This is a genomic window from Streptomyces griseorubiginosus (genome assembly GCF_017614965.1).
Lineage (GTDB): Bacteria > Actinomycetota > Actinomycetes > Streptomycetales > Streptomycetaceae > Streptomyces > Streptomyces griseorubiginosus_B.
On the sequence record NZ_WVUG01000168.1, the window covers coordinates 1 to 18,871 of the forward strand.

The following is an 18,871-nucleotide window of genomic DNA, read 5'->3' on the forward strand; positions in this document are numbered from 1 at the left end:
GGGGCAGGGTGGTGCGGGGGCGGGGCGTGCGCAGCGGCGCCACGTGTTCCTCCGGCGCCCCGGCCGCCGTCAACTTGGCGGACATGTACGAGAACCACCGCCCGGGCTGGGTCTCCCGGGTGCGCCGCACGATCGCGGTGTCCGCCGCGTGCATCGCGACCCACGCGCCGGATGCTTCCCGCACCTTGCCCGACAGGCCGTGGTGATCGGGGTGGTGATGGGTGATCACGACCCCGTGGATGTCCTCGACCGTCGTCCCGCAGTCGACGAGCCCCTGAACAAGCGTGTCCCATGACGCGGGATCGTCCCAGCCGGTGTCGACCAGCACCGGCCCGCGGTCGGTGTCGACGACATAGACCAGCGTGTGGCCGAGGGGATTGTCCGGGATGGGCACCCGAACGGACCGCACACCCCCACCATGATCGAACGTCTCCACCATCCACCCTCCGCTCCACGGCCACCGCCCACTATAACTAGAACCCGTTTCACAATGACCCGAAGCGCGGCAACGCCCACGACCCTGCGAAGGAGGTCTGGCCTAGTTGAAGGGGAACTGGTATCAGTTTCTGAAACACCGTCAGAAACGAGGGCAGTGGCGATGGCCGAGCTCGTGGAACACGGACAGCTGTTCATCGGCGGCGAACTGACCGATCCCCTGGGCGGGGACGTCATCGAGGTGATCTCGCCGCACACCGAGGAGGTCATCGGGCGGGTGCCGCACGCCTCCCGGGAGGACGTCGACCGGGCCGTCGGCGTGGCGCGGAGGGCCTTCGACGAGGGGCCCTGGCCACGGATGTCCTTGGACGAGCGGATCGAGGTCGTCACCCGGATCAAGGACGCGATCGCGGTCCGCCACGAGGAACTCGCCCGGGTGATCTCCTCCGAGAACGGGTCGCCGTACTCCTGGAGCGTCCTCGCCCAGGCGCTCGGCGCGATGATGGTCTGGGACGCGGCGATCACGGTCGCCCGCGACTTCACGTACGAGGAGAGGCGGGACGGTGTCCTCGGGAAGATCCTCGTGCGGCGGGAGCCGGTCGGGGTCGTCGCCGCCGTCGTCCCCTGGAACGTCCCGCAGTTCGTCGCCGCCGCCAAACTCGCGCCCGCGCTGCTGACCGGCTGCACGGTGATACTGAAGCCCTCGCCGGAGTCGCCGCTGGACGCGTACATCCTGGCCGACATCACCCGCGAGGCCGGGCTGCCGGAGGGCGTCCTGTCCATCCTGCCCGCCGACCGCGAGGTCAGCGAGTACCTCGTCGGGCATCCGGACATCGACAAGGTCGCCTTCACCGGGTCGGTGGCCGCGGGCAAGCGCGTGATGGAGGTCGCCTCCCGGCATCTCACCCGCGTGACACTGGAGTTGGGCGGCAAGTCGGCCGCCGTCGTCCTACCGGACGCGGACGTGGCGACCACCGTCGCCGGCGTCGTCCCGGCGGCCTGGATGAACAACGGCCAGGCCTGCGTGGCCCAGACCCGCATCCTGCTGCCGCGCTCCCGCTACGACGAGTTCGCCGAGGCCTTCTCCGCGGCGGCGAGCGCGCTGGTGGTCGGCGACCCGCTGGACCCCGCGACCCAGGTCGGCCCCCTGGTGGCCCGGCGCCAGCAGCAGCGCAACCTCGACTACATCCGCATCGGACAGGAAGAGGGCGCGAAGATCCTCACCGGCGGGGGCCGTCCGCCGGGGCTCGACAAGGGCTGGTACGTCGAACCCACGTTGTTCGGCGACGTCGACAACTCCATGCGGATCGCCCGGGAGGAGATCTTCGGCCCGGTGATCTGCCTGCTGCCCTACGGCGACGAGTCGGAGGCCCTGAAGATCGCCAACGACTCCGACTACGGGCTCAGCGGCAGCGTGTGGACGGCCGACGTGGCGCACGGGATCGAGGTCGCGAAGCAGGTCCGTACGGGCACGTACTCCGTGAACACCTTCAGCCTGGACATGCTCGGCCCCTTCGGCGGCTACAAGAACTCCGGTCTGGGGCGGGAGTTCGGGCCCGAGGGCTACGGCGAGTACCTCGAACACAAGATGATCCATCTCCCCGCCGGCTGGGAGGGCTGAGCCGATGGGGGCATCTCCCGCGCGGGCGCATTCGAGCGTGGGGGCGGGCGACCGCTGGCACGTCGAGGTCGACCGCTCCGTCTGCATCGGCTCGGCCCAGTGCGTGCACCGCGCGACGGGCGCGTTCCGCCTCGACTCCGCCATGCAGTCCCACCCGGTCGACCCGGAGACCGACGCCAACGAACGCATCCTGGACGCCGCCGAGAACTGCCCCGTGGAGGCGATCGAGATCACGCTGCTGGACAGCGGGGAGGCGGTGTTCCCACCGGAGGACGAGTAGGGCGGCCTCGGGCCGCGGGCAGGTGTGCCTCACGTCGGCGTCCTGTGTGCTGCAGCCGCCTGTACGGCGGGGAGGAGAGCCGCGAGCCGTTCCAACTGCTCGTGCTGGGAGCGCAGGTCCAGCGCGGCGAGGCGGACGACGAGGTGCCGGGCGCCGGCGGCGACGTACCGTGTCAGGTGCTGGAGGACGTGGTCGGCGGGTCCTGTGACGAGGGCCTGGATCTTCCGGAGTTCCTCGAGCGGCATGCCGTACACGGTCCGGGCGTAGGCGTCCAGGGCCCGGTCTCCGGCTGGGGCGTCGTCGTCGACGCGGACCGTGATGAAGAGGGCGGGGGTGATGGCCCGGTCCGCGCGACCCGCGTCGGCCGCCGCGTCGCGGACCGTCCGGAGACCGTCGGCGTAGTCGGCGGGGTCGGGTGGGTAGGGCAGCCAGCCGTCGTACATCCGGCCCGTGCGGGCGAGGGCGGCGGGCGTCGCGCCGCCGAGCCAGATGGGCGGGCCGCCGGGCCGTGACGGTCTGGTCGCGGGCGGGAGGTCGGGGAAGTCGAGCAGGTCGCCGTGGAAGGAGCCCGCGCCGGCCCACACGGCCCGCCACAGGGCGACGGTCTCGTCGAGGCGGGTGAACCGGCGCGGCCACGGCACCTCGGACAGGGCGTAGAGGGGGCGCCCGAAGCGGCCGGGGAAGCCCGCGCCGACGCTCACCACGAGCCGGCCGCCGGACAGCAGGTCGACCGAGGCCAGGGACTGGGCCGTCTGCACCGGGCGGCGCAGGAACGGCAGCAGGGCGGCCGTGCCCAGGCTCACCGTCCCGGTCACCGGGGCGAGCGCGGCCAGCATGGTCAGGGCCTCGACCCGCGGGCTGACCAGGGAGTCGTTGACGAAGAGCGAGGAGAATCCCGCGGCCTCGGCCGTGCGGCCGAAGGCGATCAGCTCGCGCGGGTCGTCGGCCGGGCCCCACTGCGCGGTCCCGGTCGGTAGCAGTACGCCGATGTCCATGCCGTCGATGCTCGCGACCGGTGGACACGGCGACAATTCCCTGCGGGGAATGGTCCGGCGCCCCGCACCGCAGGTAGAACGGGGCCGTGGACTTCCCCAGCGCCCTGCGCGAACGCCGTGCCCGTCGTCGTATCAGCCAGCTCGACCTGGCGCTGCGGGCGGGAACCACCCAGCGGCACCTCAGCTTCATCGAGTCCGGTAGATCGGTGCCGGGGCGGAACATGGTCGTGCGGCTGGCCGAGTCGCTGGAGCTGCCGCTGCGGGAGCGCAACGCGCTGCTGCTGGCCGCCGGTTACGCGCCCGCGTATCCCGAGAGTTCGCTGGACGACCCGGTGCTGGCGCCCGCCCGTACCGCGATCGAGCACATCCTGCGCGCGCACGAGCCGTATCCGGCGCTGGTGGTGGAGGGGCGGGGTGACCTGATCGCCGCCAACCGCGCCTTCCGTGTGATCACGGAAGGCGCGGCCCCCGAGCTGCTGGGCCCGGGAGCCAACGCCTACCGTCTCGCGCTGCACCCCGACGGAATGGCTCCGCGCATCCGCAACCTCGCCGAATGGGCACGGCACATCCTGGTGCGGCTGGACCATCTTCCGGAGCTACGTGCCGAACTCGCCGTGCACGTACCTGAGTTGGAGCCCTCGGCCGGGCAGCTCGGGTTCGCGGTACCGCTGCGTCTGTCCTCCTCGTACGGCGAACTGCACCTGATGACGACCGTCACGACCTTCGCCACCGCCGTCGACGTCACCCTCTCCGAGCTGAAGCTGGAGGCGTTCCTGCCGGCCGACCCGGCGACGGCCGAGGCACTGCGAGCGGCCGCCGCCCAGGCGCCCGGGGCCAGGTAGTCGGCCGAGGAAGGCGCCGATGGAGGGTCAGGGCTTGTTCTGGGGAGCCGTCAGGTCGATCAGGCGGCACACCGTTTCGATGTCGATCTTCACCTGGGCGATGGAGGCGCGGCCCGACAGCCAGGTGATCAGGGCCGAGTGCCAGGTGTGTTCGATGACGCGGACCGCGGAAAGCTGCTCGGAGGTCGGGTTCTCCTGGCCCATCGCGTCGAGGATGATCACCGTGGTCTGACGGGAGACCTGGTCGACCTCCGGGCTGACGCTGCGGTCGGCGAAGGTCAGGGCGCGGACCATCGCGTCGGCCAGATGCGGCTCCCGCTGAAGGGCGCGGAAGGCCCGCATCAGGGTCTCCGCGACCCGCTCCGCCGCCGTCTCGCCCTGCGGGGGCTTCTTGCGGAGCGTGCCGTGCATGTGCTCCAACTGGTCCTGCATCGTGGCCACCAGCAGATGCACCTTGGACGGGAAGTAGCGGTACAGCGTGCCCAGCGCCACCTGCGAGGACTCGGCGACCTCCCGCATCTGCACCGCGTCGAAACCGCCCCGGCTGGCCAACTGCGCGCTCGCGTGCAGGATGCGGCGACGGCGCGCCTCCTGCCGCTCCGTGAGGGGCGGGGAGGCGGGGCGCCCGGTCGCTTCGAGCTTGGCTTCCACAGGCATGGATCCCGTTCCGTGACACTCGGTGAGGGCTGGTGATCGCACCGAGCATGGCAGGGTGTGCGTCGTGGCGCGAATCACCTGATCCACTGCTCACAGTGCCCCTACCGCCCGGTAGATTCAGAGCCTCCTGGACGATCAAGTCTGAAACTTGTTCTAGATTAGCGTCCCGGCGTAATCTCGCGGGACAATGCATGCAGAAGGGGGCCCAGAGTGACCGCTGAGGCCAGTCAGGCGGGCCGCCAGGAGGATCCCGCCGCCGACGGCGAGCGACCGCTCCACATCGCGCTCCTCACGTATAAAGGGAACCCGTTCTGCGGCGGCCAGGGCGTCTACGTCCGCCATCTCTCGCGCGAACTGGCCCGCCTCGGCCACCGCGTCGAGGTCATCGGTTCCCAGCCCTACCCCGTCCTCGACGAGGGCTACGACGGCCTGTCCCTGACCGAGCTGCCGAGCCTGGACCTCTACCGCTCGCCCGACCCCTTCCGCACCCCGAAGCGCGACGAGTACCGCGACTGGATCGACGCGCTGGAGGTCGCCACCATGTGGACCGGCGGCTTCCCCGAGCCGCTGACGTTCTCCCTGCGCGCCCGCCGCCATCTGCGCGCCCGGCGCGGCGAGTTCGACGTCGTGCACGACAACCAGACCCTCGGCTACGGCCTGTTGGGGGACATCGGCGCGCCGCTCGTCACCACCATCCACCACCCCATCACCGTCGACCGGCAGTTGGAGCTCGACGCCGCCAAGACCTGGCACCAGCGTCTGTCCAAGCGGCGCTGGTACGCCTTCACCCGCATGCAGAAGCGCGTCGCCCGCCGGCTGCCCTCCGTGCTCACCGTCTCCGGCACCTCCCGCCAGGAGATCGTCGACCATCTCGGCGTACGGGACGACCGTATGCACGTCGTCCACATCGGCGCGGACACCGACCTGTTCTCGCCCGACGCGTCGGTGCCCGTCGTCCCGGGGCGGATCGTGACGACGTCCAGCGCGGACGTGCCGCTCAAGGGGCTCGTCTTCCTCGTCGAGGCGCTCGCCAAGGTGCGCACCGAGCACCCCGAGGCCCACCTCGTCGTCGTCGGCACACGGCCCGCCGAGGGCCCCGTCGCGCAGGCGATGGAGCGCTACGGCCTCGAGCGCGCCGTCGAGTTCGTCAAGGGCATCTCCGACGCCGAACTGGTCGACCTCGTCCGCTCGGCCCAGGTCGCCTGCGTGCCCTCGCTCTACGAGGGCTTCTCGCTGCCCGCCGCCGAAGCCATGGCGACCGCGACGCCGCTCGTCGCCACGACCGGCGGCGCCATCCCCGAGGTCGCCGGCCGCGACGGCGAGACCTGCCTCGCGGTGCCGCCCGGGGACCCGGGGGCGCTCGCGGCCGCGCTGAGCCGGCTGCTGGGCGACGCCGAACTGCGCGTACGGCTGGGCCGGGCCGGACGTGAGCGGGTGCTGGCGCGGTTCACCTGGGCCAAGGCCGCCGAGGGCACCGTCGCCCACTACCGCGCCGCCATCGCCGGGCCGCGCGCCGCGCAGGCCGGGGCGAGGACCGCCGCTCAACCCCCGGCGGGCACGACCGCGTCCGTACCAGCAGTCGCGGCGAGACCAGCGGCCGCGACGGAGACCACCCCCACCCTCGAACCCCACGCAGACTCCGAAAGCAGGGCCACGTGCTGACCGTCGACTTCTCCCGGTTCCCGCTCGCCCCGGGCGACCGCGTCCTCGACCTCGGCTGCGGGGCCGGCCGGCACGCCTTCGAGTGCTACCGGCGCGGCGCCCAGGTCGTGGCCCTCGACCAGAACGGCGAGGAGATCCGCGAGGTCGCCAAGTGGTTCGCGGCGATGAAGGAGGCCGGCGAGGCCCCCGCCGGAGCCACCGCCACCGCCATGGAGGGCGACGCCCTCGCCCTGCCCTTCCCCGACGAGTCCTTCGACGTCGTGATCATCTCCGAGGTCATGGAGCACATCCCGGACGACAAGGGCGTACTCGCCGAGATGGTACGGGTGTTGAAGCCCGGCGGACGCATCGCGATCACCGTCCCGCGCTACGGCCCGGAGAAGGTCTGCTGGGCCCTGTCCGACGCCTACCACGAGGTCGAGGGTGGTCACATCCGCATCTACAAGGCGGACGAACTGCTCGCGAAGATCAGGGAAGCGGGGCTCGAGCCGTACGGCACCCACCACGCGCACGCCCTGCACAGCCCCTACTGGTGGCTCAAGTGCGCGTTCGGCGTCGACAACGACAAGGCGTTGCCGGTGCAGGCGTACCACAAGCTGCTGGTCTGGGACATCATGAAGAAACCCCTGGCCACCCGGGTCGCCGAGCAGGCGCTGAACCCGCTCATCGGCAAGAGCTTCGTGGCCTACGCGACCAAGCCGCACCTTCCGGCGGTGGACGCCAAGTGACCACCCCCCGGACAGAACACCTCGTCCTGCCCGGGGTCCTCACCGCCGGGCAGGCCGCCGCGACCGTCGCCGGCATCCTCGCCCAGCAGAGGGAGGACGGCGCGATCCCGTGGTTCCGGGGCCACCACCTGGACCCCTGGGACCACACCGAGGCCGCGATGGCGCTGGACGCCGCCGGTGAGCACGAGGCCGCCGAGCGGGCCTACGAGTGGCTCGCCCGGCACCAGAACGAGGACGGCTCCTGGTACGCGGCCTACGCCGACGGCGACTTCACCGACGTCACCGACCGCGGCCGCGAGACCAACTTCGTCGCTTACATCGCCGTCGGGGTCTGGCACCACTACCTCTCCACCGGCGACGACACCTTCCTCGACCGCATGTGGCCGGCCGTCTACGCCGCGATCGAGTACGTCCTGCGGCTCCAGCAGCCCGGCGGACAGATCGGCTGGAAGGGCGAGGACGACGGCACGTCCACCACGGACGCCCTCCTCACCGGCTCCTCCTCCGTCCACCACGCCCTGCGCTGCGCGCTCGCCATCGCCGAGCAGCGTGAAGAGCCGCAGCCCGACTGGGAGTTGGCGGTGGGCTTGCTGCGGCACGCGATACGCCGGCATCCGGAGCGGTTCCTCGACAAGGACCGCTACTCGATGGACTGGTACTACCCCGTGCTGGGCGGCGCGTTGACCGGCAGCGAGGCCAAGTCCCGTATCGAGGAGGGCTGGGAGCGCTTCGTCGTGCCCGGACTCGGGGTGCGCTGCGTCGTCCCCAACCCGTGGGTCACGGGCGGCGAGTCGGCCGAACTCGCCCTCACCCTCTGGGCGATGGGCGAGTCCGACCGGGCGCTGGACGTACTCCAGTCCATCCAGCACCTGCGGGACCCGGAGAGCGGCCTGTACTGGACCGGCTACGTCTTCGAGGACAAGGCCGTCTGGCCCCAGGAACTGACCACCTGGACGGCCGGCTCCCTGCTCCTGGCCGTCGCAGCCCTGGGCGGCCACGAGGCCACGTGCGCGGTCTTCGGCGGCGACCACTTGCCGAGGGGCCTGGAAACGGACTGCTGCGACTGAGGGCCCGAGTCGCGGGCCCTCAGCCGAGCCGTCAGTGGCGCTGCATGCGGCCTGCGATGGCGTGGCCGACGAAGAGGTAGACGACTGCTGCGAGGCCGTAGCCTGCGATGACGCGGGCCCAGGCCTTGTCGAAGGTGAAGAGATCGCGGGACCAGCCGGCCAGCCAGTTGGCCGCGTTGTGGACGAACTGCACCAGGTCGTTGGCGCGGTTGGCGTCCAGGAGGTACATCAGAATCCACAGGCCCAGGATGAGGGCCATGATGTCGGCGACGATCGCTATGACCGCCCCGGCTCGATTGCCGCTGCTGTATCGAGACATACCTTGCGGATTGCCGCCGGATTTTGATTGAAACCCGGCTGATTCCGTGCGCGGCGGCCTAGGAGTTCAGCTCCGCCAGTACCCGCAGCGTATGCGGGTCCGGAGCCAGGGCCAGCAGGTCCGTCACCGGGCCCTTGCGCCACAACTCCAGCCGCTCGGCGATGCGTTCCCGCGGGCCGACCAGCGAGATCTCGTCGGCGAAGGCGTCCGGCACGGCGAGCACGGCCTCCTCGCGCCGCCCGGTCAGGAACAACTCCTGAATCCGGCGCGCCTCCTCCTCGTACCCCATCCGCGCCATCAGATCGGCGTGGAAGTTCCTGGCCGCGTGCCCCATCCCGCCGATGTAGAAGCCGAGCATGGTCTTCACCGGCAACAGCCCTTCGCGCACGTCGTCACAGACGCGGACCTGCGCCATCGGGGCGATGAGGAACCCCTCCGGAGCGCCGGCCAGCGAGGCCTCGTACACCTCGGGGCGGGTCGGCGACCAGTACAGCGGCAGCCACCCGTTGGCGATCCGCGTCGTCTGCGCGACGTTCTTCGGCCCCTCCGCCCCGAGCAGGATCGGCAGATCGGCCCGCAGTGGATGCGTGATCGGCTTCAGCGCCTTGCCCAGCCCGGTCCCGTCCTGCCCCCGGTACGGATGCGAGTGGAACCGCCCGTCCAGCGCCACCGGCCCCTCCCGCCGCAACACCTGCCGTACGACGTCCACGTACTCCCGGGTCGCGGTCAGCGGTGACTTCGGGAACGGCCGCCCGTACCACCCCTCCACCACCTGCGGCCCCGACAGCCCGAGCCCCAGCAGGACCCGGCCGCCGGAGAGATGGTCGAGGGTGAGGGCGTGCATCGCGGTAGTGGTCGGCGAGCGGGCCGCCATCTGCGCAACGGCCGTCCCCAGCCTGATCCTTGACGTCTGCGCGGCGATCCAGGTCAGCGGCGTGAAGACGTCCGACCCCCACGACTCGGCGGTCCACACCGAGTCGTACCCGAGCCGTTCCGCCTCCTGGGCCAGCGGCACATGATCGGCGGAGGGACCACGGCCCCAGTAACCGAGAGCGAGCCCGAGTCGCATGACGCCTCCTGTCTGACGGTCCGTCAGCTTCCGGACCGGCGGCTGCGACTGTACGACAACGGCCCCCCGCCCGGAAGGGCGAGAGGCCGTGAACGACGTCGAGGCGGCTCAGCCGCGCTGAATCCCGGAGATGTCCTGCAGCACGCCCCGCCGCCCGTCCTGCGTCTGCGCGACCAGAGCGGGACCGCGCTGCTCGACGGCCAGGTACCAGGTACCCGGGGCGAGTTCGGCGATCGGCGTGGGCGAACCGTCCTCCGCGAACAGCGGCCGCGGCACCGGAACGGCGAACCAGAACGGCGAGAACTCCCCGGCCGGCGGCTGCGGCTGCGCCGGCTGCGGCTGGGCGGCGGCCCCATAGGGCTGCCCCGCCTGCGGCTGCCCGCCGTACTGCGCCTGCTGGCCGCCGGGATATCCGTAACCCCCGGGCGGCTGAGCCCCGTAGGGCTGCTGCGTCACCTGCGGCTTGGGCGCCGGGACGAGAGCCGCCTGCAGGGCGGGAACGAGGGGGGTGGCGATGGCGGCGCCGGCGAGGACGAGGGCGGCGATGAAGCCGAGGATGAGGCCGGCGCCCGCGTTCAGAGCGCTCGGGACGTCGACGAGGTTCCAGAAGAGGGCCCAAGCCGCCAGGACCGTGAACGCGGCGCCCACCTGGCCCAACTCCAGGCCCGCGACCTTGCGCGGCTGCGGCAGGGCACGACTGACGACGACCAGGGCGGCGCCGGCGATCCCGCCCACGTAGAGACCCATGGCATCGCCGAGGTACTCCCAGGCGTTCGGAGCGCTGCTGATGCCGTCAGCGGTGTAGAAGCTGAGGAACGACGCGATGAACAGCAACACCGCTGCCCCGATCACCACGCCGTCGCCTCGAGTGAGGGAGCGGATATTCACTTCAGGTCCTTCGGATCAGTCGTCTCGTCGTCGGTAGACACTATCGTCCCCCCGACCAGGGTGTCTGCCGGGACCAGCCCGCCCGCCGCTAACCGCGCAGGAAACTCACGATTCCCTCAGAGATTCCCTGTGCGGCCTTCTGTCGCCAGGTGGCGCTGGTGAGGAGTGCCGCGTCCTTGCTATCGCGCATGTTGCCGCACTCGATGAACACCTTGGGAACCGTTGACAGATTGAGACCGCCGAGGTCCTTACGCGTGACGAGACCGGTGCCGTCGCCGATGTAGTTGGACGGCGGTTCGCCCGTGACGCGTACGAAGTTGCCCGCGACGCGCTCGCCGAGGTCGGCGGAGGGGGCGACGATGGCGCGGGTGTCGGCGGCGCCCGCGTGCACGATGCCCGGCAGGATGACGTGGAAACCGCGGTCACCGGCCGCCGCGCCGTCCGCGTGGATGGAGATCGCCGCGTCCGCGCGGGCGTCGTTGCCGATACGGGCGCGCTGGTCGACGCAAGGGCCCCAGGACGGCGAGCCGTTGTCATGGGTCAGCTTCACGGTCGCGCCCTGCTTCTCCAGCAGCGCCTTCAGCCGGTGCGACACGTCCAGCGTGAACTGGGCCTCCGTGTAGCCCGCGTTGGTGGAGGTACCCGTGGTGTCGCACTCCTTGAAGTTCGTCCCGATGTTCACCTTGCGGCTGATCTCGGCCGTGTGCCGGAAGTTGCCGGGGTTGTGGCCCGGGTCGATCACGATGACCTTGCCCCTGAGGGAACCGGAGGCGACGGGCGCGGAAGCGGTCGGCGCGGAGGAAGTGGGGGAGACCAAGGTCGGCTTGGGGCTGTCCGGCTGCTTGGCGTCGTCGCTGGGTGAGGAAGCGTTGGCACTGGGGGACGTACTCGCCGTGGACGACCGTACCGTCGCCTGGTCCGAGCCCTTGCCGTCGTCGCCCGACCCGCCCACGGCCTCGTACACGAGCCACCCGAGCAACGCGCCCGGCACGAGCGCGGCGAGCGCGACGGTGAGGGGGCCGCGGCGGGGACGGCGGGGCTGGGGTGGATCGAAGTCCGGTCCTACGTACGACACGCCTGCCACCCTAGCGGGCGGCCGGGGTCTTGCCGCTCACGCGCCGAAGTCGACGATGTCGCATTTGGCCACCCGTCCGACGCCTCGCCTGATGCGGGAATCGGTGGTCACCAGCGTGAGACCGAGAACCTCGGCCAGGGCGACGTAAGTCGCGTCATACACCGACAGGTTCGCCGCCAGCGTGCGCACACGTGCCGTGAGGGGGAGCGCGGGATGGCGAATCAGGGGCAGGTCGGCGAACTCCTTCAAGTAACGGTCCACCTCGGGTTTGCCGAGCTTCGGCTTTCCGCCTCTGGTGCCTTTGCCCAGGCCGATCACCGAGGAGGCCACCTCCGTGTCGATCAAATACGGGACGTGGATCTCGTCCTCGCTCGCGATCCGCTCGCGCACGCGCCTGGCGAGCGCGCCGTTGGAGGTGAGGAACTCCGTGACCGCGGAGGCGTCGACAACGATCAACGGCCCCGCCGTCCTTCATCCAGAGCGGCAAGGACGTCCTCATGGTCGACCTCGTCACTCGCATAGCGCTCGGCGCGAGCGGCCATCTCGGCCAGACTGGGTTTGGACGCCTCCCGGAGTATGAGGCCCAGAAGGTATCCCTGAAGTGACTGGCCGGCTTCGGCCGCGCGGATCTTTATGGTGCGAGCGATGTCATCGGGGACGTCCCGCACGGTGAACGCAGTCGTCATGACTGCATTTTATCGTCGATGCCATCATTTTGCAGTCACCCGAATGGTGTACGCGTCGCCCCTCGTCAGATCCCCGCCCCCGTGCGCCGCAGCACGCGCAACGAGTCCGTCGCCGACACCTCCGTGAAGGCGCCGGACTCCAGGGCCCGGAGATAGACGCGGTAGGGGGCCTGCCCGGTGAACTCGTCCTCGGGGTCCGGGAAGACGTCGTGGATGAGGAGCAGCCCGCCCTCGGCGACATGCGGGGCCCAGCCCTCGTAGTCGGCGGTGGCGTGCTCGTCGGTGTGTCCCCCGTCGATGAAGACGAGCCCCAGGGGAGTGCCCCAGAACTGCGCGATCTGCGGCGACCGCCCCACCAGCGCCACGACATGCTCCTCCAGCCCGGCCCGGTACAGCGTCCGCCGGAACGTCGGCAGCGTGTCCATCAGCCCGATCTCCGGGTCGACGGTCTCCGGGTCGTGGTACTCCCACCCGGGCTGCTGCTCCTCGCTGCCTCGGTGATGGTCCAGGGTCAGGGCCGTCACCCCGGCCTGCCGGGCCGCGTCGGCGAGGAGAACGGTGGACCGGCCGCAGTACGTGCCCACTTCCAGCAGCGGAAGTCCGAGGGAACCCGCCTCGACGGCCGCCGCGTACAACGCCAACCCTTCGCCCACGGGCATGAACCCCTTGGCCGCTTCAAAGGCGGCAAGAATCTCCGGCTTGGGTGCCGAGGTCATGGGGTCCCCTCCAGTCAGTTCGGGCGTCTGCGGCCCCATGCTGCCGCACCCCCGGCCGACCATTCGACAGGGGGTGCGGCAGGCGCCCCTCTAGGGGCGCGGGGCTGTATCGATATGCGGCTCCGCCGCGTGGGCGCGACCAGCCACGACGGCACGTCAGCCGCCAACCGGCAGAACCCCCCGAGCTCTACGCGGTGACGGCCTCCCCGGGCAACGACAGGTCCAGATCCACCGCCCGCTCCTCCCCGGAGTGCGACGCCGCAGACGCAAGCGGCCCATGCCCGAACGCCCGCGCGGCCAGCACATACGTACCCTCCGCCGGAACCGCGAGCTCATAACTCCCGTCCTCGTCGGAGACCGCGGCCCCCGCCTGGCGCCCCCGCCGGTCGATCAACGTCACCTTGGCCCGAGCCACCGGCGCACCCTCGGCGTCCAGGACGCGCCCGCGGAACCCCCGCAGCGCCTCCTCGGCCCGCTCCAGCGAGGCCTCCTCCTCGCTGCTGGCCCGCAGTTGCGGGGCGCGGTTCGGCTTGGGCAGGAACAGGGCCATCAGCAGGCCGATCGCCACCGCACCGGTCGCGATCAGGAAGGACACCCGGAAGCCGTGCATGGTCGGTATCGCGACCCCGCCGACGTTCTTCGCGGTGTTGGCCAGCACCATCCCGATGACGGCGCTCGACACGGACGTACCGATGGACCGCATCAGGGTGTTGAGGCCGTTCGCCGCCCCGGTCTCGGAGGCCGGGACCGCCCCCACGATCAGCGCGGGGAGCGAGGAGTATGCGAGGCCGATGCCCGCGCCGAGGACGACCGAGATGACCAGGCTCTGCCAGGCCGCGCTCATCAGGCCGAGCCCCGCGCCGTAGCCGATGGCGATGATGAGCATGCCGAGGATCAGGGTGACCTTGGGGCCGTACTTGGCCGAGAGGCGGGCGTAGACCGGGGCCGTGAGCATCATCGTCAGGCCCAGCGGGGCGACCAGCAGACCCGCGACGACCATCGACTGGCCGAGGCCGTAGCCCGTCGCCTTCGGGAGCTGGAGCAGCTGGGGAAGGACGAGCGAGACGACGTAGAAGGAGACACCGACCATGATCGAGGCCAGGTTGGTGAAGAGGACCGCCGGGCGGGCGGTGGTGCGCAGGTCGACGAGGGGCGCGGCGGAGCGCAGCTCGAACAGGCCCCACAGGACGAGGACGACCGCGGACGCGGCGAACATGCCGAGCGTGGTGCCGGAGGTCCAGCCCCAGTCGCTGCCCTTGGTGATCGGCAGGAGGAAGAGGACCAGGCCGGCCGAGAGGCCGATCGCGCCGAGGACGTCGAAGGTGCCCTCGGCGCGCATCGGGGACTCCGGTACGACGAGGAGGGTGAGGACGATCGAGAGGACGCCGAGGCCGGCGGCGCCGTAGAAGAGGGCGTGCCAGTCGGCGTGCTGGGCGACCAGGGCGGCGAGCGGCAGGGCGAGTCCGCCGCCGACGCCGATCGAGGAGCTCATCAGCGCCATCGCGGAGCCGAGCTTCTCGCGGGGCAGCATGTCCCGCATCAGGCCGATGCCGAGCGGGATGGCGCCCATCGCGAAGCCCTGGAGCGTACGGCCGACGATCATCGGGAGCAGGGTGCTGGTGAAGGCGCTGACCAGGGCGCCGACCACCATCAGGGCGATGCTGAGGATCAGCATGCGCCGCTTGCCGTACAGGTCGCCGAGGCGGCCCATGATCGGGGTGGCCACGGCGCCGGAGAGCAGCGTCGAGGTCAGGACCCAGGTGGCGTTGCTCGGCGCGGTGTCCAGCAGCTGCGGCAGGTCCTTGATCACCGGGACGAGCAGGGTCTGCATCACCGCGACAACGATCCCCGCGAAGGCGAGTACGGGGACCACGGTCCCGCTCGCTCTCCGGGCGGGCTGGTCGTTCGTCGTGTGGGTCATGGGGTGAGGCCTCCAGTGAGATAAGTGCTGGGTAAACCTCGTATGCACGGGCAACTATTCCGTTGCTTCGAGCCTCTAATCAATTCTTGACCCGGTCATGGGAATCTGATCAGCCATCAGCTCTGGCCATGGAATGGAACGTGTTCTAGTCTCGCGCGCCATGAGGGCATATGTGGCCGGGGTCGGGATGACCAAGTTCGAGAAGCCCGAGACCCGTGACTGGCAGTACTGGGACATGGTGCGGGAGGCGGGCGGGGCCGCTCTCGCGGACGCGGGGATCTCGTACGACGAGGTGGAACAGGTTCCCGTCGGCTACTGCTTCCAGCCCTCCACCGCCGGCCAGCGCGCCGCGTATGAACTGGGTCTCACGGGCGTCCCGGTCTACAACGTCAACAACAACTGCGCGACCGGCTCCACCGCCCTGATGCTCGCCCGGCAGCTGGTCGAGGGCGGATCGGCGGACTGCGTACTGGCGCTGGGCTTCGAGAAGATGAAGAAGGGCGCGCTGGGCGGGGGAGCCGACGGCGGAGACTTCTCGACCTCCCCCGTCGCCCGGCACTACGGGATCATGGCCGCCCGGCACGGCTTCGAGATGTCCCCGCCCACCGCACAGATCTTCGGCGACGCGGCCCGTGAGCACATGGAGAAGTACGGCACGACTCAGGCGCAGCTCGCCGCCGTGGCCGCCAAGAACCACCGGCACTCGGCGCGCAACCCGAACGCGCAGTTCCGGGACGTGTACGAGGTGGCCGACATCCTCGCCGCCCGTACCGTGCACCGCCCGCTCACCAAGCTGCAGTGCTCGCCGACCTCGGACGGCGCCGCCGCGGCCGTGGTGGTGTCGGAGCGGTTCGCGGACAGGCGGGGGCTCACCGGCCTCGTCGAGATCGTCGCGCAGGCCATGACCACCGACACCGAGGAGTCCTTCGCCTCCGGCTCCTGCATCGACGTCGTCGGACAGCCCATGTCCCGGGAGGCGGCCCGGCAGGTGTACGAGCGGTCCGGGCTCGGCATCGAGGACGTCGACGTCATCGAGCTGCACGACTGCTTCTCCGTCAACGAACTGCTGACGTACGAGGCGCTCGGGATGTGCGGGGAGGGGGAGTCCGGCAAGCTCGTCGAGTCCGGGGCGACCACGTACGGCGGCCGCTGGGTGGTGAACCCGTCCGGCGGCCTGATCTCCAAGGGACACCCGCTGGGCGCGACCGGCATCGCCCAAGTTGCGGAACTGGTCTGGCAGGTGAGGGGCGAGACGGGGGAGCGGCAGGTCCCGGGCGCGCGAGTGGGGCTCGCGCACAACATCGGACTGGGCGGGGCGGCGGTGGTGACACTGCTCCGCACGACCGGGCCTGCGGCGGGGGCCTGAACGAGTAATCCGTCGCGTGGTCCATAGGTGAGCCAGGGCCTAGGTCTGGCGGCCGAGGGGTGGGTGGGGCGAAATCCTGATGCAAGGGGTGTAACCGGGTTGGGAACATGACAGGCATGCTGGAAGCCGCTGACGTCACCCGGACCCCGCCCCGTACCGTCTCCCCCACCTGGCTGGTGGTGGCGCTCGCCTGCGCCGGGCAGTTCTTGGTCGTGCTGGACGTGTCGGTCGTCAATGTGGCGCTGCCGTCCATGCGCGCCGACCTGGGGCTGAGCGCGCAGGGTCTGCAGTGGGTGGTGAACGCGTACGCGATCGCCTTCGCCGGGTTCATGCTGCTCGGCGGACGCGCGGGGGACCTGTACGGGCGCAAGCGGATGTTCCTGGTCGGGCTGGGCCTTTTCACGCTGGCCTCGCTCGGCGGCGGGCTCGCACAGCAGGGCGGCGAGCTGCTGATCGCACGGGCCGTGCAGGGGCTGGGGGCCGCGGTGCTCGCGCCCTCGACGCTGACGATCCTCACCTCCGCCGTGCCGGAGGGAGCGGCGCGGATGCGGGCGATCGCGACCTGGAGCGCGGTGGGCGCGGGCGGCGGCGCCGCGGGCGGGCTGGTCGGCGGTGCGCTGGTGGACGGGCTGTCGTGGCGGTGGGTGCTGCTGATCAACGTGCCGGTCGGCGCCGTGGTGCTGGCCGGTTCCCTGCGCTGGCTCGCGGAGAGCCGCAACGGGGACGGGCGCAGGCTGGATTTGCCGGGCGCGGTCCTGGTCACGGCCGGGCTCGCGACCCTCGCGTACGGCATCTCGCAGACCGAGGCCAAGGGCTGGACGGCCGCCGCGACCCTGCTCCCGCTGGTCGCCGGACTGGCCCTGATCGCGGTGTTCCTGCTCGTCGAGGCCCGTACGACGGCCCCGCTGATGCCGCTCGGACTGTTCCGGGTGCGGGCCGTGTCGTCGGCGAACGCGTCCATGTTCCTGACCGGGTTCGCGATGTTCTGCATGTGGTACTTCATGACGCTGTACGCGCAGAACGTGCTCGGCTACTCCCCGCTGGAGGCGGGGCTCGCGCTGGTGCCGAGCTCCCTGGCGATCGTGCTCGGCTCGAAGCTCGCGCCGCGGTTCATGCCGGCGCTGGGCGCACGGAACCTGGCCGCGCTCGGGACGCTGATCGCGGTGGCGGGCTTCGCCTGGCAGTCGGCGATGACGCCGAGGGGCGCGTACCTGACCGAGATCATGTTCCCCGGGATCCTGATGATGCTGGGCGCCGGACTGACCGCGACCCCGCTCGCCGCGCTCGCCACTTCGGGGGCTGCGCCGGGGGAGGCCGGGCTGGTCTCCGGGCTGATCAACACCTCCCGCACGATGGGCGGTTCACTGGGGCTCGCGGTGATGTCGACGATCGCGGCCGCGCGCACCGGCGACAGTGGGACACCGGGGGCACTGACGGACGGCTACGCGCTGGTGTTCCGTACGGGGGCGGGGGTGCTGCTCGCCGGGGTGGCGCTGATGCTGGTGTGGCTGCCGCGGAGGATGGCATCGGAAAAGGCGGGAACGGCAGGAAAGGCGGGAACGACGGGAACAGCGGGAACGGGGGCGGGTTCGAAGAGTTCGGCGGGGTGAGGCAACGGTTCGGGCCGCCCATGGACTCCTTTGTATGTCTAGGAGGTGCCCATGGGGGATCGCAAGGAAGCTCGGGACATGGAGTTCCAGAGCTTTTTCATCGGCCGCTGGCCGCGGCTGATGCGGACGGCATTTCTCCTCACGGGGGAGCAACACGCCGCCGAGGACCTGGTCCAGTCGACGTTCGAGCAGGTCTACGTGGCCTGGCGCAAGGTCGGTTCGGCGGACGATCCGGAGGCGTACGTACGGCGCGTGATGATCAACGCGCACAACCGCAAACACCGCAGAAGGCTGCGGGAGTTCCTCGCGCCGAAGGACGACTCGGGGCTGGTGCGCGAGGTCGCCGACACCGGTGACCGCATGGCGCAGGCCGACGACCGGGGCGTGCTGCTGAAGGCGCTGGCCGAGTTGCCGGCCCGGCAGCGCGAGGCGGTCGTCCTGCGCTACTGGGAGGACCTGACGGAGACCCAGGCAGCCGAGGCGATGGGCTGCTCGGTGGGCACGGTCAAGAGCAACGCGGCCAAGGGGCTCGCGAAACTCCGTGCCATACCGGGACTGGCCGACATGGTGACCCGACCCCGCCCGGTGGGGCCCCGGCTCGGCCCGGTGGAGGCCCGGCCCGGCCCCGTGGAGGCCCGGCCCGGCCCCGTGGAGGCCCGGCCCGGCCATGAGGAGCGGCCTCTTTTGACTGACCCGAGCGGGGGGCGGAACTGATGGGCGCGGAGCGGGAAGCGAGCCACGACATGACGGACACGGACATCGCCCTCCTGCTGGCCGACGCGGCGGACGGGGTCGAGATCGGTATAGCCCCCACGCAGGCGGTGATCCGCGGTGGCCGACGGCGCCGGACCCGGCGCTGGGCGGTGGCCGCGGGTGCGGCACTGGCGCTCGCCGGGACGACGGGCGCGGTGGCGCTGACGGGGCTGCCGGGCGG

At 71.0% G+C, this 18,871-nt stretch carries 20 protein-coding genes and 1 pseudogene; 10 read left to right on the forward strand and 11 right to left on the reverse strand.

From position 1 onward, the window contains the following. A partial coding sequence (locus tag GRC12_RS27290; protein WP_208782031.1) for an MBL fold metallo-hydrolase occupies nt 1–439 on the reverse strand: 439 nt, incomplete at its 3' end. Nucleotides 440–598: 159 nt separating this feature from the next. Here GRC12_RS27290 and GRC12_RS27295 point away from each other — a divergent pair. Continuing rightward, the gene (locus tag GRC12_RS27295) at nt 599–2,056 is read left to right on the forward strand and encodes an aldehyde dehydrogenase (protein ID WP_208782032.1); all 1,458 of its coding nucleotides are present in this window, start codon (nt 599–601) and stop codon (nt 2,054–2,056) included. 4 nt (nt 2,057–2,060) lie between these two features. Further along, nucleotides 2,061–2,336, forward strand: coding sequence for a ferredoxin (locus GRC12_RS27300; RefSeq protein ID WP_208782033.1), 276 nt, complete (start codon nt 2,061–2,063; stop codon nt 2,334–2,336). A gap of 29 nt (nt 2,337–2,365) precedes the next feature. Here the strand turns inward: GRC12_RS27300 and GRC12_RS27305 are convergent, their stop codons facing one another. Then, complete coding sequence (locus tag GRC12_RS27305) at nt 2,366–3,331, reverse strand: LLM class flavin-dependent oxidoreductase (RefSeq protein ID WP_208782034.1); 966 nt, start codon at nt 3,329–3,331, stop codon at nt 2,366–2,368. A gap of 86 nt (nt 3,332–3,417) precedes the next feature. Between GRC12_RS27305 and GRC12_RS27310 the strand changes: the two genes are divergently transcribed. Continuing rightward, entirely contained in the window at nt 3,418–4,173 is a 756-nt protein-coding gene (locus GRC12_RS27310; protein ID WP_208782035.1) for a helix-turn-helix domain-containing protein, read from the forward strand. A gap of 27 nt (nt 4,174–4,200) precedes the next feature. Here the strand turns inward: GRC12_RS27310 and GRC12_RS27315 are convergent, their stop codons facing one another. Next, nucleotides 4,201–4,830 (reverse strand): TetR family transcriptional regulator, encoded by a 630-nt coding sequence (locus GRC12_RS27315; RefSeq protein WP_208782036.1) that lies wholly within the window; start codon nt 4,828–4,830, stop codon nt 4,201–4,203. A gap of 210 nt (nt 4,831–5,040) precedes the next feature. On the opposite strand from GRC12_RS27315, the gene GRC12_RS27320 reads away from it, so the two are divergent. Genes GRC12_RS27320 through GRC12_RS27330 form a run of 3 tightly spaced genes read left to right on the forward strand, consistent with a single transcriptional unit; the run spans nt 5,041 to nt 8,287 of the window. Then, the gene (locus tag GRC12_RS27320) at nt 5,041–6,492 is read left to right on the forward strand and encodes a glycosyltransferase family 4 protein (RefSeq protein WP_208782037.1); all 1,452 of its coding nucleotides are present in this window, start codon (nt 5,041–5,043) and stop codon (nt 6,490–6,492) included. Beyond that, nucleotides 6,486–7,220: a class I SAM-dependent methyltransferase gene (locus GRC12_RS27325; RefSeq protein WP_133041313.1), complete on the forward strand. Its 735-nt coding sequence runs from the start codon at nt 6,486–6,488 to the stop codon at nt 7,218–7,220. Before GRC12_RS27320 ends, GRC12_RS27325 begins: the two co-directional genes overlap by 7 nt. After that, the gene (locus GRC12_RS27330; RefSeq protein WP_208782038.1) at nt 7,217–8,287 is read left to right on the forward strand and encodes a prenyltransferase/squalene oxidase repeat-containing protein; all 1,071 of its coding nucleotides are present in this window, start codon (nt 7,217–7,219) and stop codon (nt 8,285–8,287) included. The genes GRC12_RS27325 and GRC12_RS27330 overlap by 4 nt, the downstream gene beginning before the upstream one ends. Before the next feature lie 31 nt (nt 8,288–8,318). Here GRC12_RS27330 and GRC12_RS27335 read toward each other — a convergent pair whose 3' ends face one another. From GRC12_RS27335 to GRC12_RS27370, 8 genes are all read right to left on the reverse strand, one after another. After that, a complete protein-coding gene (locus GRC12_RS27335; RefSeq protein WP_133041315.1) occupies nt 8,319–8,606 on the reverse strand; it encodes a hypothetical protein in 288 nt (95 codons plus the stop codon). A 58-nt stretch (nt 8,607–8,664) separates the two neighbouring features. After that, entirely contained in the window at nt 8,665–9,675 is a 1,011-nt protein-coding gene (locus GRC12_RS27340) for an LLM class F420-dependent oxidoreductase (RefSeq protein ID WP_208782039.1), read from the reverse strand. 108 nt (nt 9,676–9,783) lie between these two features. Continuing rightward, nucleotides 9,784–10,563 carry a DUF5336 domain-containing protein gene (locus tag GRC12_RS27345; protein ID WP_208782040.1) on the reverse strand — a complete coding sequence of 260 codons (780 nt, stop codon included), beginning with the start codon at nt 10,561–10,563 and terminating at the stop codon, nt 9,784–9,786. An 88-nt stretch (nt 10,564–10,651) separates the two neighbouring features. Next, nucleotides 10,652–11,638 carry an N-acetylmuramoyl-L-alanine amidase gene (locus GRC12_RS27350; protein WP_208782041.1) on the reverse strand — a complete coding sequence of 329 codons (987 nt, stop codon included), beginning with the start codon at nt 11,636–11,638 and terminating at the stop codon, nt 10,652–10,654. A 36-nt stretch (nt 11,639–11,674) separates the two neighbouring features. After that, nucleotides 11,675–12,094, reverse strand: a complete 420-nt coding sequence (locus GRC12_RS27355) for a type II toxin-antitoxin system VapC family toxin (protein WP_208782042.1) — start codon at nt 12,092–12,094, stop codon at nt 11,675–11,677. Further along, on the reverse strand, nt 12,091–12,324 hold the full coding sequence (locus GRC12_RS27360) for a FitA-like ribbon-helix-helix domain-containing protein (protein WP_208782043.1): 234 nt from the start codon (nt 12,322–12,324) through the stop codon (nt 12,091–12,093). Before GRC12_RS27360 ends, GRC12_RS27355 begins: the two co-directional genes overlap by 4 nt. A gap of 65 nt (nt 12,325–12,389) precedes the next feature. Beyond that, nucleotides 12,390–13,040: a class I SAM-dependent methyltransferase gene (locus GRC12_RS27365; protein WP_208782044.1), complete on the reverse strand. Its 651-nt coding sequence runs from the start codon at nt 13,038–13,040 to the stop codon at nt 12,390–12,392. A 187-nt stretch (nt 13,041–13,227) separates the two neighbouring features. Then, on the reverse strand, nt 13,228–14,961 hold the full coding sequence (locus tag GRC12_RS27370) for an MFS transporter (protein WP_208782045.1): 1,734 nt from the start codon (nt 14,959–14,961) through the stop codon (nt 13,228–13,230). 160 nt (nt 14,962–15,121) lie between these two features. Between GRC12_RS27370 and GRC12_RS27375 the strand changes: the two genes are divergently transcribed. From GRC12_RS27375 to GRC12_RS27390, 4 genes and pseudogenes are all read left to right on the forward strand, one after another. Next, the gene (locus GRC12_RS27375) at nt 15,122–16,327 is read left to right on the forward strand and encodes a lipid-transfer protein (protein ID WP_208782046.1); all 1,206 of its coding nucleotides are present in this window, start codon (nt 15,122–15,124) and stop codon (nt 16,325–16,327) included. A gap of 116 nt (nt 16,328–16,443) precedes the next feature. Further along, nucleotides 16,444–17,937 carry a DHA2 family efflux MFS transporter permease subunit gene (locus tag GRC12_RS27380; RefSeq protein ID WP_208782047.1) on the forward strand — a complete coding sequence of 498 codons (1,494 nt, stop codon included), beginning with the start codon at nt 16,444–16,446 and terminating at the stop codon, nt 17,935–17,937. Nucleotides 17,938–17,988: 51 nt separating this feature from the next. After that, nucleotides 17,989–18,651, forward strand: coding sequence for a SigE family RNA polymerase sigma factor (locus GRC12_RS27385; protein ID WP_208782048.1), 663 nt, complete (start codon nt 17,989–17,991; stop codon nt 18,649–18,651). Next, nucleotides 18,651–18,871, forward strand: a pseudogene (locus tag GRC12_RS27390) (hypothetical protein); the annotation flags it as partial. The gene GRC12_RS27385 and the pseudogene GRC12_RS27390, both read left to right, overlap by 1 nt.